General features: G+C 41.5%; 14 protein-coding genes. 6 read left to right on the forward strand and 8 right to left on the reverse strand.

Translation table 11 applies throughout. The features are described from left to right. Positions 1-436 precede the first annotated feature (436 nt). From CUU66_RS07760 to mgtE, 3 genes are all read right to left on the reverse strand, one after another. Positions 437-1,174, reverse strand: a complete 738-nt coding sequence (locus tag CUU66_RS07760) for a CotO family spore coat protein (RefSeq protein WP_101641112.1) — start codon at positions 1,172-1,174, stop codon at positions 437-439. A 125-nt stretch (positions 1,175-1,299) separates the two neighbouring features. Next, entirely contained in the window at positions 1,300-2,073 is a 774-nt protein-coding gene (fabI, locus tag CUU66_RS07765; RefSeq protein WP_101641113.1) for an enoyl-ACP reductase FabI, read from the reverse strand. A 329-nt stretch (positions 2,074-2,402) separates the two neighbouring features. Further along, entirely contained in the window at positions 2,403-3,776 is a 1,374-nt protein-coding gene (gene mgtE, locus CUU66_RS07770) for a magnesium transporter (protein ID WP_101641114.1), read from the reverse strand. Positions 3,777-4,093: 317 nt separating this feature from the next. Here mgtE and prpE point away from each other — a divergent pair, with 317 nt between their 5' ends. Both prpE and CUU66_RS07780 read left to right on the forward strand, forming a co-directional pair. Further along, positions 4,094-4,834, forward strand: a complete 741-nt coding sequence (gene prpE, locus CUU66_RS07775) for a bis(5'-nucleosyl)-tetraphosphatase PrpE (RefSeq protein WP_101641115.1) — start codon at positions 4,094-4,096, stop codon at positions 4,832-4,834. A gap of 139 nt (positions 4,835-4,973) precedes the next feature. Beyond that, entirely contained in the window at positions 4,974-5,462 is a 489-nt protein-coding gene (locus tag CUU66_RS07780) for a CarD family transcriptional regulator (RefSeq protein ID WP_101641116.1), read from the forward strand. Positions 5,463-6,338: 876 nt separating this feature from the next. Here CUU66_RS07780 and CUU66_RS07785 read toward each other — a convergent pair. Genes CUU66_RS07785 through CUU66_RS07795 form a run of 3 tightly spaced genes read right to left on the reverse strand, consistent with a single transcriptional unit; the run spans position 6,339 to position 8,732 of the window. Continuing rightward, complete coding sequence (locus CUU66_RS07785) at positions 6,339-7,265, reverse strand: RluA family pseudouridine synthase (protein WP_101641182.1); 927 nt, start codon at positions 7,263-7,265, stop codon at positions 6,339-6,341. 12 nt (positions 7,266-7,277) lie between these two features. After that, complete coding sequence (locus CUU66_RS07790; RefSeq protein WP_101641117.1) at positions 7,278-8,072, reverse strand: NAD kinase; 795 nt, start codon at positions 8,070-8,072, stop codon at positions 7,278-7,280. A gap of 27 nt (positions 8,073-8,099) precedes the next feature. Further along, positions 8,100-8,732 (reverse strand): GTP pyrophosphokinase, encoded by a 633-nt coding sequence (locus CUU66_RS07795; protein WP_101641118.1) that lies wholly within the window; start codon positions 8,730-8,732, stop codon positions 8,100-8,102. 175 nt (positions 8,733-8,907) lie between these two features. Here CUU66_RS07795 and CUU66_RS07800 point away from each other — a divergent pair, with 175 nt between their 5' ends. The 4 genes from CUU66_RS07800 (at position 8,908) to CUU66_RS07815 (ending at position 12,549) form a co-directional block, all read left to right on the forward strand. Continuing rightward, a complete protein-coding gene (locus CUU66_RS07800; protein ID WP_101641119.1) occupies positions 8,908-9,486 on the forward strand; it encodes a CYTH domain-containing protein in 579 nt (192 codons plus the stop codon). A gap of 29 nt (positions 9,487-9,515) precedes the next feature. Continuing rightward, positions 9,516-10,187, forward strand: coding sequence for a lytic transglycosylase domain-containing protein (locus CUU66_RS07805; RefSeq protein WP_101641120.1), 672 nt, complete (start codon positions 9,516-9,518; stop codon positions 10,185-10,187). A 1,097-nt stretch (positions 10,188-11,284) separates the two neighbouring features. Next, positions 11,285-11,689, forward strand: a complete 405-nt coding sequence (locus CUU66_RS07810) for a globin domain-containing protein (protein ID WP_101641121.1) — start codon at positions 11,285-11,287, stop codon at positions 11,687-11,689. Continuing rightward, positions 11,686-12,549: a ClpXP adapter SpxH family protein gene (locus CUU66_RS07815; RefSeq protein WP_101641122.1), complete on the forward strand. Its 864-nt coding sequence runs from the start codon at positions 11,686-11,688 to the stop codon at positions 12,547-12,549. Before CUU66_RS07810 ends, CUU66_RS07815 begins: the two co-directional genes overlap by 4 nt. 510 nt (positions 12,550-13,059) lie before the next feature. On the opposite strand, the gene pepF is transcribed toward CUU66_RS07815, so the two are convergent. Next, positions 13,060-14,874, reverse strand: coding sequence for an oligoendopeptidase F (gene pepF, locus CUU66_RS07820; protein WP_101641123.1), 1,815 nt, complete (start codon positions 14,872-14,874; stop codon positions 13,060-13,062). Between the two features lie 306 nt (positions 14,875-15,180). Next, positions 15,181-16,365: a competence protein CoiA gene (locus CUU66_RS07825; protein WP_101641124.1), complete on the reverse strand. Its 1,185-nt coding sequence runs from the start codon at positions 16,363-16,365 to the stop codon at positions 15,181-15,183. Positions 16,366-16,510 lie beyond the last annotated feature (145 nt).

Below are 16,510 nucleotides of genomic sequence, written 5' to 3' on the forward strand. Positions count from 1 at the left end.
GCACTTAACCTGAGGATAGCAGCCCCGGGTGTTTGGATCATCTAATGACCAGGATTACAAGGAGTAATGTTCACTTAGCACTTAACCTGAGGATAGCAGCCCCGGGTGTTTGGATCATCTAATGACCAGGATTGCAAGGATGAATGTTCACTTAGCACCCAGCCAGAGAATAGCCTTGTCGTTCTGTTATTCGGATGCTCATTACCTGCCATGCTTAAATGGATAAGCCTGTTCATAAAGTTGTCTGACCCTTGTCTTTAGCGGAAGTTTCTTCCCTTTTTCTAATACTATATATATGGCTTGTTTCATTGAAGTGTTTGGACAGAACACCTATTTTTTGCAAAAAAGCTGGATAAGCTGTGCTAGTCCCTCCAAAAGAATTTGCCGCAAGAAAAAAGAGTATTTCCGATAGAAAACACTCTTCGCACACATGATGTTAAAAATTTAAAAATGTAATGTATTCAATATCTTCTTTGGTGGCTGCGATTAAATTAATGCCATACGATGGCCTAATATAGATGGTGTCACCCTTCTTCTTTTCAATCTGGCCTCTAATGATCCTGCCATCTATTTTTATTTCACAAAACGGTTTTGGCACAATCCGCGGGATTCTAATTAGATATTCAAGAAGCTCATCCGTAGACATATCCGTGAACTTCTTAGCAATTTTCTTACGCGGCCCTTTTTTCTGTTCGGTATCACTGTTGTTTTCGGGCGGATCGCTGCTGTGGACGATGCGGAATGTTACTTCATCCTGATCTTCAGTAAGTCCATTTTGAGGTTCTTTATTCCCTTCGGTAAGGTCCTCAGTCTCTAATAACTCTTGGGTTTCTACTTCCTTTTTAATGCTGATCACGTTAATTTCTTCTATATCTTTTGCTTCTTTCTCCTGGACGCCTTCAGTCAGCACCACTTCTATGACAGATTCATCTTCATAGTCGATTTCAATTGCTGCCGGAAGCTGCTGCTGGCTTTCTTTGAATTCTGCAGGTTCAAGCGGCGGATTTGGCAATGTTTGTACGGGGCCTTGAATGTCTTCCACTTCAATGATTTCATCGTGATGTGTCTTTTTTATTCTGATTTCAGACTGAACGGAAGTTTTAGGCGGCGCCAGCTTTGGCTGAACTATATACATGAAAGGTTTTTGTTCTCGGACATCTTTCTTTTCCGTCATGACCTTCCCTCCTTACCTGTATTTGCACAAAAAGGGCATGCTTCTTCCTTCATCCTATTCAAGGCCGGCTTATCCCATGACAAAAAAACGGCAGACCTGAGTCTGCCGCCGGAAGGGAGATGCTATTATCTTGCTAATATATGATATCCTGAATCCACATGAATATTTTCACCAGTTATGCCGCGGGCCATACCGCTGAACAAGAATACAGCAGTATCACCGACTTCTTCCGGAGTGGTTGTCTTACGAAGCGGTGCATGCTCTTCAATGACATTTAAAACGGAATTGAAGTCACTGATACCTTTTGCAGACAGCGTACGGATCGGCCCTGCTGAGATAGAATTCACACGAATGCCTTTTGGTCCAAGGTCATTCGCCAGGTATTTAACGCTGGCATCCAGGGAAGCTTTTGCCACGCCCATAACATTGTAGTTGCTGACAACACGCTCTCCCCCAAGATAGGTGAGAGTAACAATGCTTCCGCCCTCTTCCATTAACTCCTTTGCTTCTTTTGCGATGGCAGTTAAGGAGTACGAGCTGATGTTTTGGGCAAGCAAGAAACCGTCACGCGTGGTATTCATATATTCGCCCGTTAACTCTTCTTTATTGGCGAACGCAATACAGTGGGCAATACCATGAATGACGCCTGTCTGCGCTTTTATTTCCTGGAAGCACTTGCGGATGTCTTCATCACTGGTTACATCACATGGCAGAACAAGAGATTCTCCCTCAAGAGTAGCCGCCAAATCACGGACACTCTTTTCCAGTCTTTCACCTGCGTATGTAAAAATTAATTTAGCACCCGCTGAATGCAGTGACCGTGCAATCCCCCAGGCTATACTTCTTTTATTTGCAACGCCCATAACTACGTATGTTTTTCCTTCTAAAGAAAAGCCCATTAAATATCCTCCTATTTTATAACAAGTTATTAGTACCTAGTCCTAATTTTTATTATATACAAGTTTTATCAAAGAAAAAAGCATTTTCGCTTTCAAAGTCTTAATCGCCCATTCATCAACGCTGGGTTAGAGCTCATTGTTGATTTGGCACTATGCTTTGAAATATACTTGGGACTCCTCCACATAAGAGGGGAAAAGGAACCCCACAGGCGGTAAGATGTGGCCCGCTACCCCACGCGAAAAAACGATTGCCCCTCATACCAACAACAGGCAAGCAAGCTTACCAAAGCTGCTATAGGTAAAAAAATCCGCAAGGTAAAGCTTGCGGATCATTTTAAGTAACTTATGAACAGGGTTGCCATTCCAAAATAAATTAAAACACTGATAATATCGTTAATAGTCGTTATAAAAGGGCCTGATGCCACTGCGGGGTCTATATTCATTTTATGCATTAAAAGCGGAATTAAAGAACCTGCCAGTGTAGCGACAAAAAGAGTGGCAATAATGGCTGCCCCAACCAACAGCCCCAAATAAAAATCGTCCTGCCAAAAATACACCACAAGCGTGACAAGCACACCACAGCTAAGACCGATAAGCAGTCCCGTGCTTCCTTCTTTTGCAATCAGCTTCCATTTGCTCTCTGTTTTCAAATCCCCTGTCGCAATGCCCCGCACAACCACTGCCAGTGCCTGTGTGCCTGTATTGCCAGCCATTCCAGCAATCAAGGGCATAAAAACCGCCAATATGGCTTTTTGATTTAATGTTTCTTCAAAACGGCCGATCAGGCTTGCAGTAAACATTCCTAAAAACAGCAAAATCACAAGCCATGGCAGCCTTTTCTTCGCTGCAGACAGAGCACCTTTATCTCCATGATCCATATCAGGAACACCTGCAAGCTTGGAGTAATCCTCTGAAGCCTCCTCCTGCATGACATCCACAATATCATCAATCGTTATGATCCCCATCAGGTGATTCTGAAAGTCTATGACCGGCATCGCCAGGAAGTCATAATCCCTCATTTTCCGTGCCACTTCTTCCTGGTCTTCACTCACCGAAACCGAAACAACCCGTTCGCTCATAATTTCGTGAATCATTGTATCATCATCAGCAACAATCAGATCCCTTAAAGAAATGACACCCACCAATTTTTTCTCGTCATTTACCACAAATAAATAATAAATAATTTCGGCTTCAGGCGCTTCATTTTTTAAAATATACATCGCTGACCGAACCGTCTGATTGGCTGCGATGGCTACGTATTCCGTAGTCATGATACTTCCTGCGGTATATTCTTCGTAGTGAAGCAGCTCTTTAATCTCAGCCGCTGCTTCCTTATCCATGATCGTTAAATAACTGACAACCTGCTCTTTATCTAACTCATTTAAAACATCGACCGCGTCATCAGCATACATCTCCGAAAGCATATCAGCGGCATATGCCGGATTCATTTCAGATAGTAAATCACCATATTCTTCTTCTTCTGATTTTAGATTTTCAAATAGAGCAGCCATCTCTTCAGGAGACAGGTAATGATAGACCTTTGCCCTTAACTCCTCTTCCAGCTGGCCAAAGAACTTTGCCTGATCGTAAGGATGCATTTCCATGAATTCATCACGGAAAGAATCTATTTTTCCATTCTCCAGTGCATCAATCAGCATTTTTTCTTTGATCTGCTTGTCTAGCTTTTCATGCTGTTCAGCCATCACTTTACCTCCTCTCATATAACATTTGCTTCTATATTAATGTTCAACCTGATTTATGGCGAAATTAGGAGGTATTTTTTAAACTTCAAACGGGACTAAGAAGTATACTAACCATAACAGATAAGGGAAAGCGAACCCTAGGGATATGATTTGGATCAGCCTGGATGCCAAAATGTCAGTCTGTACTTTTTTTTACACAAGGATAAAAGCCTTACGCTAAGATATTATAATATTTATAGCAAAAACGGAAGAAGCTTTACAGTTTTAAGCACACGGCTATACAAAAAAGGTGCTGGTCACCTCAGGGAGGTTACGATATGAAAATTGATATAATTGGAGACATACATGGCTGCTTCGATGAATTCTACAGGCTTACATGTAAACTTGGCTATCAATGGGATAATGGATTGCCAGCACATCCTGAGCAAAGGAAACTTGGTTTTGTTGGTGATTTAACGGATAGGGGGCCCCAATCACTAAAGGTAGTCGAAGTTGTCTGGCAGTTAGTGGTCAATCACAATGACGCTTACTATGTACCCGGAAATCACTGTGATAAACTTTATCGTTTTTTTAAAGGCAATAACGTAAAAATCGTTCATGGACTTGAAACAACTGCAGCTGAATATGAGCGGCTCTCCCCTTCGGAAAAACAAGGCATAAGCAGCAAATTCAGGGAGCTCTATGAAAAAGCCCCTTTGTACCAAGTTCTTGACGACGGTAAATTAATCATCGCCCACGCCGGTATACGCCAGGACTTAATCGGCAAAGTAAATTCCAAAGTGAAAACTTTCGTCCTATATGGAGACATCACTGGCCAAACCAACCCTGACGGCACACCCGTCAGACGGGATTGGGCAAAAAATTACCAAGGCGATGCTCTCATCGTGTACGGCCATACTCCAGTAAAACAGGCACGGATCGTTAACAACACCTACAATATCGATACAGGCGCCGTTTTCGGAGGAGAACTCACTTGTCTAAGATATCCTGAAAAGACGCTGTTTTCTGTTCCTTCCACAATGCCCTGCCTGCCAGAGAAATTCCGGGATATAAACTAGGGCAAATTAGCCGCCAAATCCTTTAGTCGAATCCACTAAAAAATACATAGATTCTCATTGACAAATCTTATTTGACTATGATATTATATAAAATTTGTCAATATTTTATATTTGTGATATAATTAACAAAGAAGTCATATTGGAGGTGGACTCTTTGTTTCAAGTTGGAGATAACATTGTGTATCCTATGCAAGGTGTAGGTGTTATTCAAGCGGTAGAAGAAAAAGAGATTCTTGGCAAGAAGGAGCTATATTTCATCATCTCATTCCCTGTTAATGACATGCAGTTGATGATTCCTGAAAGTAAAATTTCTACTTCAGGCATTCGTTCTGTAGCCGGATCACCTGCCCTCGATGAAGTATTAAACATATTCAAGAATGGCGAACGCGACACTTCCCTGTCTTGGAAACAGCGGTACAAAACAAACATGGACAAAATGAGAACAGGAGAACTGCTGGAAGGCGCTGAAGTAGTCCGGGATTTGATGCTCGTCAGCAGGGAAAAAGCACTCAACCCGAGCGAGAAACAAATGCTTGAAAAAGCACGCAAATATTTGCTCAGCGAACTTCGATTCATTAAAGGCATCTCCAAGAACCAAGCTGCAGAGCTGCTCAACGCCGCTTTATAAGATTTCAATGAATTGAATACGAAAAGACCCGCAGACCTGTTGCTCAAATGGTCTGTTTTTTTGTTTGGACGGGCTTTGGATATAAAATAAACAAGCAGCGCTTATGAGGCGCTGCTTGTTTGTGGGTTTGTCCATTCGGCAATGGCTCCAGAAAAAGAAATAGTTGAGCAGATAAAAAATAAGGTATCGGATAAATACATGCTTCGCATAACAAAATAATCGAGCGAAAACTAAAATGGCCTTGAAAGTTGCAGATTTCCTCCGAAATTCAGCCTCTTTTATGATTAAGCTCTGTTAAACATGGCTGTTGATTGCAGCTAGCAGGCACTCGCGGACCTTAGGGGCGTTCCGGGAGCCTCCTCGGCATTGACGCCTGTGGGGTCTCCCTTATTAGAAAAGCGGAGGACGGTGACTTTCTAGGTATTTTTATAAAAAGAACTGTGATGAGCAAACTTTTAAAATACCACATTATATGGAAAGTCAGACACCTGACAGACATAAGACGAGCGGCAGCGAAAGGCGCTTTTGGCCTTTTGATGGCGATTGGCTTAGGACCGAAGGTGTCAGTCCGTAGCTAGACAATACCCGTCTTTTCCCGTAGGAGTCACGCATAACCGTTCCAATCAACATCGAGCAAAAATCAACAATGACCTTTAACATAGCCTATGATTAAGCTCTAAATTGACAAGGGGCTGCTAGTTTCCAGTTAATTTCCTTTAATCTTTACTATTTGCTCCTGTTGATTCAGGTTCAACGCTGTCCCTGCTGGCTGGCTAGTCCCAACCTCCATTATGGACCGCCCCATATCCCCCGTACAGCATGGAATCCGAAAATCACCTGAGGCACTCGCCGCTCTCGTATCTAAATGGCCGCAGCCTAAACCATACGACTCAATTCATCCAACGCCTTACTCATATCCGGCGGCATTTCTTTGGTAAACGTTAACTCTTTCCTTAGAAAGGGATGATAAAATGATAGTTTCCGGCAATGGAGGGCCTGCCGCTTTATATGTCTCCGGCTGCCTCCATAGAGGTCATCACCTGTCAGGGGATATCCGATATGCGACATATGAACTCTAATTTGATGAGTCCTGCCTGTCATGAGCTTAAGGTATACATGAGTCGCTGTAGGAAGCTTTTCCTTCACCTCGACGATGGTACGGGCTGGCTTTCCATCTTCTCTTACTTCCCGTTCAATAATGCTTGTCTCTTTTCTGCCGATCGGCTCATCTATGATTCGGCGGTCTTCAGCTATTACTCCTTCAACAATGGCTTCATAATATCTATTAACAGTCCCCGATTTCTGCTGTTCACTTAATAAGTGATGCACGTGCCGATGCTTGGCTATGAGCATGAGACCGGAAGTATCACGATCCAATCTTGTTACAATATGAATGGTGGATGAGATATTGTTTCTGTCATAATAACCGGCAATCGCATTGGCAATACTGCCTGCTGGCCGGTCTCTCGATGGGATTGTATTGACTAAAGGAGGCTTTGAGATTACCATCAGATAATGATCTTCATAGACAATATCCAGCGGCAGATTCTCTTTAATTAAGCCCGTGCTTATCTGTTCCTTCGGAAAGATCACTTTAATCTTGTCATTTGGTTTCAAGATGTAACGGACGGTTACTTCTTCACCATCGACCAGAATTCGGCCGCCGTTATATTTTATATCAGTCAAAGATGCTCTTGAGATATGCTGTTCAGCCAGAAACTCACGCAGCAGCCTGCCGAGATCACGCTCCTCAGCTGTCCATTCCAAATGAAAAGGAGCTCCTGTCTTTCTTTCTTCAGGCATTGTCACATATACCTACTCCCTAATAAATGAATCTTTTACCCTCTTCCAGAAAGGAAATGGCCTGAAACGGGCAAAGCGGATTTTCTCTGCCGCCACTCTGAATTGAATGGATTTTACATCTTTGTGCAAAAGAGTGAGATGGTCGACTGTAATTTGGAAGTCTACATCATTTACAGGCTTTAACATACAGGTATGATGTGCCGGAAGCACGAGCGGAGACCCGACTGTTCTGAAAACCCGATTATTGATCGATGCCATCTCGGCAAGCTGTATGGCCGGTATAGAAGGATGCAGGATAGCTCCTCCCAATGCTTTGTTGTAGGCCGTACTTCCTGTAGGAGTGGATATACATAAGCCATCCCCTCTGAACGTTTCAAAATGCTGCCCCCGTATCTCCACATCCATAACAAGGGTGCCTTCCACTGATTTAACCGTTGATTCATTAAGAGCAAGGTATCTTGATTCTTTTCCGGCATGCTGGTAGCGGATAATGACCTCAAGCAGAGGATATTCGACAACCTGAAAAGGTGTTTTAGCGACCGCGATGACCAGTTTTTCCACTTCGTCCGGAGTCCAGTCAGCATAAAACCCTAAATGGCCAGTATGCACGCCCACAAAGGCTGTTTTGTCCAGCCGGTTCTTGTACCGGTGGAAAGCATACAGCAAAGTCCCGTCCCCGCCGACCGATATCACCATATCCGGCTGATTTTCGTCATATTGTAGATCAAAGTCATTAAGGTAAGTTCTCATCTTATGCATCAGCGCATTTGACTTAGAATCACCCTTTGAGGTTATTGCATATTTCATGGACTCCCACCCTTCAAAGTAATCGAATTATTCTTGGTCCGTGCTGTCTGTTTTCCGAGAGAACTCTATTTGTGCCTCTTTTATCTCTGAACGGATTAACGACATTTCTTCATCGAGCCAAAAGGCGGCCTCTGCTGCCCGCTGCAGGCGCATTTTAATATCCTCAGGAAACTGCCCTTTATATTTATAGTTTAAAGAACGCTCTATTGTGGCCCAAAAATTCATAGCCAAAGTCCTGATTTGAATTTCAGCCAATATCTTTCTTTCCCCATTGATGGTTTGCACGGGGTACTTGATTACAACATGATACGATCTATAACCGCTCTTTTTCTTATGGGATATATAATTTCGTTCTTCCACTATTTCAAAATCATTTCTTTTTCTTAAAAGCTCTACGACCTTCTTAATGTCGTCAACAAATTGACACATCATTCTAAGCCCCGCAATATCCTGAAGCTCACTGCCCAGTTTTTCAAGCGGAATATTCTTTTGATTTGCTTTATCCAGAATACTTGCAATAGGTTTTACCCTTCCCGTCACAAATTCAATTGGAGAGTGGCAGTTTTCCAGTTCAAATTGGCTTCTCATACCCTTCAGCTTTACTTTTAACTCCTCGACCGCCTGTTTGTACGGCGCTAAAAATTCGTCCCAGTGCTTCATATACGCCACCTGCCATTATACCCATTCTTTTTCGTTTTTTTCTTTGTTACACACGAGCGTTCAGACGGTATTATTTTACCATATCTTATAATTGTTTCATAAGAATTGATGTTTGGAATTATGAAGGGGATAATATACGTTGGCTAACTTAACTTGAATGTCCGGAGGAAATATTATGAACCAGGAACTTGAAATAGAGTTTAAAAATTTATTAACACAAGGGGAGTTTGAGCAGCTCCTGAACTATTTTCATATTTCGGAACAAGACTTTATGCTGCAGGAAAATCATTATTTTGATACTCCTTCCTTTCAATTAAGAGATCATGGGTGCGCTCTTAGAATACGTCAAAAAAATGGAAGCTATATCCTCACCTTAAAACAGCCGGCAGATACCGGTTTACTGGAAAGTCACGAACCATTAACAGAGGAACAGGCTTGTGATCTTATAAAAGGCGGAATGATCCCCAGTGAAGCTATCTACCAAATCATCAAGGCACTGCATATTGATCCGTGCCAGCTGAAGTATTTTGGAACTCTTAAAACGTCAAGAGCAGAGGTTCCCTACGAAAGAGGAATATTAGTTCTGGATCATAGTACGTATTTAGGAAAAGAGGATTACGAATTAGAATATGAAGTTCGTGAATTTGACGAAGGGCAAAACAATTTTTTCCAGTTACTAAAAACGCTAAACATTCCTATCAGATCCGCCGAAAATAAAGTTAAACGATTTTATTCAGCAAAATTTGACCGATAAGGCTTTTATAAATGGAGGCGGAGTTTCCTTTGAAGATTCAGGATTTGCAATCCTTGCTACATATACAGTCCCTGCAATCATTGTCAGGGAATCAGTCAAAAAGAGGTACTGACACGTCAGCGGGTTTATTTCAGGAGATTTTAGGGAGTATTTTAAACGAAGACAGCAGTGCTTCATCACAAGCTAGTACTCCTCTGGGCAAAACGTTAAGCACACTGGAAACTATTATACAGTTGGTTGAAGAAAAAACCAATATCGGCAATCCCTTACACTTTTCTCCTTCTCTGCCGCCAGCGATGGCTCCTGTTGCCAATAAAGTTTCAAATGGCCATTTTGATTCCATTATTGAGAAGGCTTCAAGCTTATATAATATTCCATCAAAGCTCATTAAGGCTGTTATTAAACAGGAATCCAACTTCAACCACCTGGCTTCAAGCCCGGCAGGTGCCTCAGGACTAATGCAGCTCATGCCTGGAACAGCCCGGGAGCTAGGCGTAAACAATATGATGGATCCTTATGAAAATATCATGGGAGGAAGCAAATACCTTCGCCAGATGCTTGATCAATTCAATGGTAGTACAGAGCTTGCTCTCGCTGCCTACAATGCCGGTCCTGGCAATGTGAATAAGTATAACGGAATCCCGCCTTTTGAAGAAACTCAAAAATATGTATCGAAAGTAATGAATTACTATAAAGCATAGACAGAATACCCGCCGCTACAGGCGGGTATTTTCTGTTGATATCCTTGCTTCGTACTGGCAAGATGGTTGACCATTGCCTATTATGGCAAGTATTGTAGAGAGTCGTCTGCACTTGATTTGAAGCAGCTTGCTTCTTGCTTTTTTATGTCTCCTGATTCTGGGGGGGGGGGACCGTTGAATGTGTTCTTATTATTCGACCTTGCATTGTGAGTATGTTCATGCTCTGTCCTGAATCAGATTTCATGTTTAATGTGACTGGGGTGATGTTCCAGGAGGTGCAGAGCAGAATTTGCTGAAATCATTATTTTTTGCAGCAAAATCTATCGTTTCTCTACCTTTTTTAAAGAAATTTTATACTCACCCGTTTTCAATCATTGTGATGTATGGCGGTTTTTACCAAATCGACTGATTTTACTACTATTTGAATGGTTTATGGTATCCTTTTTGGAATTTATGCTTATGTTTGCAAGGTTTATGCTTATGTTCGGAAGGTTTATGCTTATGTTCTGAGGTTTTATGCTTATGTTTTCAAAGCTTATGCTGATCTCTCATAAACAAATGCTTATGTTTTGTCCGTTATGCTTATCTTGGGGCCTTTATGCTTATCCTACCGCCATTATGCTTATCCTGCTGACTTTATGATTTGTCTTTAAATAGATATGCTTATCGTCGCACGTAGCATTCCTCTGCTTACTAGCGGACACCTTACTTTAACCGGCACAACCATTTGGTTCTTTAATTATGGATTACCGGAAAAGGTTCTTTAATAATGGATTACCGGAAAAGCACCGTTCTCCGCTTTCTCATTGTCCAGCTGCGAACTGACACCTTCAGTCATAAACCCATCGCCATCAAAAGGCAAGACCGGCCTTCTGCTGCCGCTCGTCTTATGCCTTTCAGGTATCTGCTTTTCATCCTGTATTTTTGTTCAACTCGTTTAGGATTTTCATGGTTCTCAAATAAACGATTACCGGAAAAGCACCGTTCTCCGCTTTTCTGTTTTACAACAGTTTTTCTGTTGTAGTGCTATATGTTTGAGATATTGCTAGTGGATTGTTAAAATAAGTGTACACAACAGACCTAAAGGAGCAACGGGAATGATAGAAGGCAATAAGACACCTTATGAGACTATTGGTAAAGAACAATTAGATAAGCTTATTGATTTATTTTATTCAAAAGTCGGTAACCACCCAGAACTAAAGCCTGTATTCCCGGCTGACTTATCGGAAACAGCCAGAAAACAAAAGCAGTTTATGAGTCAATATCTAGGCGGCCCCCCGCTGTATACGAGCGAGCATGGACACCCTATGCTGAGAGCCCGCCATATGCCTTTTGAGATTACACCTGCAAGAGCTGAGGCCTGGCTGCTTTGTATGAGGGAAGCAATGGATGAAATTGAATTGACCGGAGAAATCCGTGACTTCTTCTATCACCGTCTCGTTCTTACAGCTCAGCATATGGTTAATACACCTGATAACGATGCGAAAGGAGATAACAGTTGAACTCTCAAGAGCCCAATTTCAATGTTACCGACTGGATAAAATCCCAGCATTGTGAAAACATCGGGAATAAGCCAATAGAAATATATATATTTATTGATCCGCTCTGTGCTGATTGCTGGTCACTTGAACCCAGCCTTAAGAAGCTTCAGATCGAATATGGCGGATACATTAGCTTTAAGCGTGTCCTCGGTGCTCGTCTTGCTGCTTTAAATAAAGTCAAGAATTCACCTTTTAGAGAAAAAGGGTGCCTTAATGGAAGTACTGCCGAAGAAACCCAGAGTTCGGACTCGGCTGTCTCCACTCCCTATAATGCCTCCATTGCTCTGAAGGCCGCAGAACTGCAGGGGCGTAAAGCAGGCACACGTTTTCTACGCAAGCTTCAGGAAATGCTTTTCCTGGAACAGATGAATGTTTCGGATTTAGATATTCTTTTTGAATGTGCAAAAGGCGCCCAATTAGATACCGAAGAATTTATCAATGATTTTACTTCGTCTAGTGCTGCTAAGGCGTTTCAGTGTGATTTAAAAATCACAAATGAAATGGAAGTCCAGGAACTGCCTACCTTGGTTTTCTTTAATCAGAACATAGAAGAAGAAGGCATCAAGATTTCCGGCTATTATCCATATGAAGTGTATAAACACATATTAGAAGAAATGCTGGGCGGACTTCCTGAACCAGCTGAGCCGCCGTCACTAGAAACCTTCCTGCGCATGTTTGGCTTGGCCTCCTCTTCAGAAATATCCATGATATATGAACTGTCCCATCAGGAAGTAGAAAGGGAAATGAAGAAACTTGTGCTCAAACAGTTTGTTCAAAAGATCCCTGCTAAGAAAGGTCCTTTTTGGAAACTGATTGACTGATCCATTAAAATATGTAAAAAAAGTCCTTGCGAAATATCGCAAGGACTTTACTATTTATACGAACAAAGGGGTTGGGAGAAATTTTCACGGTTTCAAACAAAGGGGTATATGTTTGCTATGTGATTAACTTCACACTCATTATATTATAGGATTTCCTCTTACTTGGCAAGAGTATGTGTGATATTTCACAAGTTTGTCATAAATTTAGTATAATAATAATTCTTTATTCATAGGTTTTTATAAAGGACAAATAAGAGGTGCAAAAATGAAAATCATGATTTATTCTTTAATTGGCAGCTTATTGCTTATTTCTTTTTTCTTTCAGATCCTTAGTTTTATGCGGCTGTTTCCTTTTTATATTTCTTCTCCCTTACTTTTCTTTACTTTATTTTTAATCCTGTCTTTTCTAAATGACAAGAGAAGGTTTAAAGGCTTTTAATCATTTTATTATTCTGCAATAGAAAAAAGACGGAAGCATGGTGCCTTCCGTCCTTTTATACCGCAAGAGCCTTAAGACAATAAGCTTTCCAGCTCATTTAATTTTTCTTCAAATACTTTGCATGCCTGCTGGATTGGATCTGCTTTTTTCATATCCACTCCGGCCTTTTTAAGTACTTCAATTGGATAATCAGAGCTGCCGGATTTCAAGAACTCTAGGTATCGCTCAACAGCTGGCTGCCCTTCCTGAAGAATCGCATTGCTGAGTGCCGTTGCAGCACTAAAGCCAGTTGCATACTGGTATACATAATAATTGTAGTAGAAATGAGGAATCCTTGACCATTCTAAGCCATTTTCTTCATCAATTGTTATGTTCTCACCAAAGTACTTCTTATTAAGTTCATAGTATTCCTTTGTGAGCAGCTCAGAAGTTAAGGCTTCCCCTTCTTGGGCCTTTTGATGGATGAGATGTTCATATTCCGCAAACATAGTCTGGCGGAATACAGTACCGCGGAAACCTTCTAGATAATGATTTAAAAGGTAAATACGTTTTTTCTCATCGTCAACCGTTTTCAGCATATAATCATTCAGCAAGGCTTCATTGCATGTGGATGCTACTTCCGCGACAAAAATGGAATAGTTTCCATATGGATATGGCTGTGACTTTCTAGTGTAGTAGCTGTGTACAGAATGGCCGAATTCATGGGCAAGGGTAAATAAGTTATTTACATTATCCTGCCAGTTCATCAGGATATAAGGATTGGTTCCATATGCACCTGAGGAATAAGCACCACTGCGCTTCCCTTTATTCTCATGAACATCCACCCAGCGGTTTTCAAAGCCTTCTTTCAGAATGCCTGTATATTCCTCACCAAGCGGGGCAAGTCCCTCTAACACATAATCCTTTGCCTCTTCATAGGAAACTTTCATTTTTACATCCTTAACAAGGGGTGTGTAAAGATCGTAAATATGAAGATCCTCTAATCCCAATACCCGTTTGCGCAAATCAACATACCGATGTAAAAGGTGCAGATTGTCATTTACCGTACTGACAAGGTTGTCGTACACACTTTCAGGAATGTTATTTGCACTTAAGGCAGCATGGCGCGCAGAATCATAATTCCGGATCTTAGCATTAAAATTATCCTTTTTCACAGTACCGGCCAGTGTGCTAGCAAACGTATTCTTAAATTGGCCATATGTGCTGTATACCGCTTTAAATGCTTCTTCCCTGACTCTTCTATCTTCACTTTCTAAAAATCGAATATACCGCCCGTGTGTAATTTCAACTTCCTCTCCATCTTCATCCTTAATAGCAGGAAATTGAAGATCGGCATTATTCAGCATGCCAAACGTATTCTGAGAGGCAGACATGACTTCAGAAGCCTGAGCCAGAAGGGACTCCTGTTCTGCGGAGAGAACATGCGGGCGCTGCAGGTTAATTTCATCAAGTGCATGCTTATATAACGATAATTCCTTATTTTCATTTAAAAACTGTTCAATCTTACTCTCTTCAACACTTAGCAATTCAGGTACCACATATGAAAATGCGCTTGCTGCCTGCGTATACAAATTTTTAGCCCTGTCATCAAATCCTTGATAGTAAGCATTTGTTGTATCCTGATCATAGCGCATATGTGAATATGTATAGAGTTTCCCAAGACGTTCCATGATTTCATCCTGGAATTGAAGCGCTGCAAACAGTTTATCAGCACTTTCCCCAAGTGTGCCTTTATATGCATCAGCCTTTTTAATCTCTTCTTTTAGAGATTTGAATTCATTTTCCCAGTCTGAATCTGTTGCAAAGATATCTTCCAGCTTCCATGCATCATTAACAGGTATTTCACTTCGTGCTGGCAAAGATTTAACTGCTGACTCCTGTGACATAGAATATTCCCTCCAATTTCTTGTGAAAAAGTACATACCTTATACATTATTCGCTTTTTCTTGAAAAAATCCTCTTTTTCCTTAAAACTCTGTCAAATCTGCCTGTTGATTGCAGCTAGCAGGCACTCGCTTTCCGCGGGCCGGTCCGGGAGCCTCCTCGGCGTCTACACCTGTGGGTTTCCCTTGGCCGCATTTCCCGCAGGAGTTTCGCACCTTACTCTCGAAACAACATAGTTCCTAAAATCAACAATGAACTTTAACATAGCCTGCCTTAAAAATGTTGAAGATCCAAACGAACGCATATCGTTATATTCTGCATAATGCATTCAACATAACAAAGTATGATTTTTCCATATTCTCCTCACCATGATTGGGGACAAGCCTCCGAATGACCTTGAACTCTTTGGCATCCAAACGTTCGAGCCACTGCGTTACGGCCAATATGTTCAAAAATGAGATGATTGGAAACTTCAGTGCTGTATCACGCGGGTTAAGGGGAAGAGGTCTTATGCGGATTTCCCCTTTCTTCATTCTTCTACTCATGGCATTCTCTATGATATCAGCATTAATTCTATCCCCCACTTTCATATGCTTTAAAACATCAAGATACATATAAGTCTGCCATTCAACGGCAGGTGTTTCAACGTAGTGTCCAAAAGGAACAGGTATTCCGATAATAAAGGGCAGTGACGCCGGATGGAGGCCATTCAAGTAAAGCGTTCTATATAAAGGCGTGTGAATCGTTGCATATCTATGGCTGAATAATTGCCAGTGCTTCTTCTTTTCCATCCAAGAAAATAGCTGGGAATTTGTAATCGCTGAAGAGCTATCGAAAAGCTGAGGAAATGCCACGGAGCTGAGATGGAGATTTTTTGTATCAGCAAACGCCAGCTGAGCTGAAAAGGGGATGATAGACTGGAGCTTATGAATCACACTGGTGGACGGGCAAAAGGAAAGCAGCGAGGGGTAGGGAGATTCATTAAAAGCAAATAACCATTCAAAACCGGACAGCCTGTAGGATTCTCCCCTTTTATGATGAAGCTGCCTGCTTCCTAATATCCATATAGGATGTATTCCTGCTCTTTGATAGGCAAGCGTTCTTTTAATGAAGAGGTCCTGTGGAATTACAGAACATTGAAATTCAATCACATATTTTTTATTGCACGCCTCAAAATATAAGTCTGCTTTTTGATTGATTTCTTTTAAATAGGCCTCAAGGAAAACCTTATATCCCTGATCAGCAAGCCATTGATAGAGAATCAGCTTCCCTTGCAAATGATATTCGGATTCCGGCTCTGCATAGGACGAACAGGAGTCTATATCCCTATGCGCAAAATGCGGGATCTTGATCTTTCCTGCTTTTAGAATCACATTCTGTTCACAGCATGGGCAGAAATATGGACCCTTATTTTTTATTTTTATTACCTCCCCTTCTTGAAGCCTCCCTTTAATAGAAAAGTAAGTACCATCTTGTTTTTTTACTGTCAGCATAAAAAACCTCCTTTCATAAGGAAATTCGTCATTGAATTTGAATAACCTTCTATAAAATTCTCTTATTGCAAACTTTGTTGATATTGAACAAGGGGGGTGATTGGAACGGGAGGATGCTCGCTTTCCGCTGGGCGGGGCCTGAGCT

This window comes from Peribacillus deserti, assembly GCF_002863585.1.
In the GTDB taxonomy this organism is placed as follows: Bacteria; Bacillota; Bacilli; order Bacillales; family DSM-1321; genus Paraperibacillus; species Paraperibacillus deserti_A.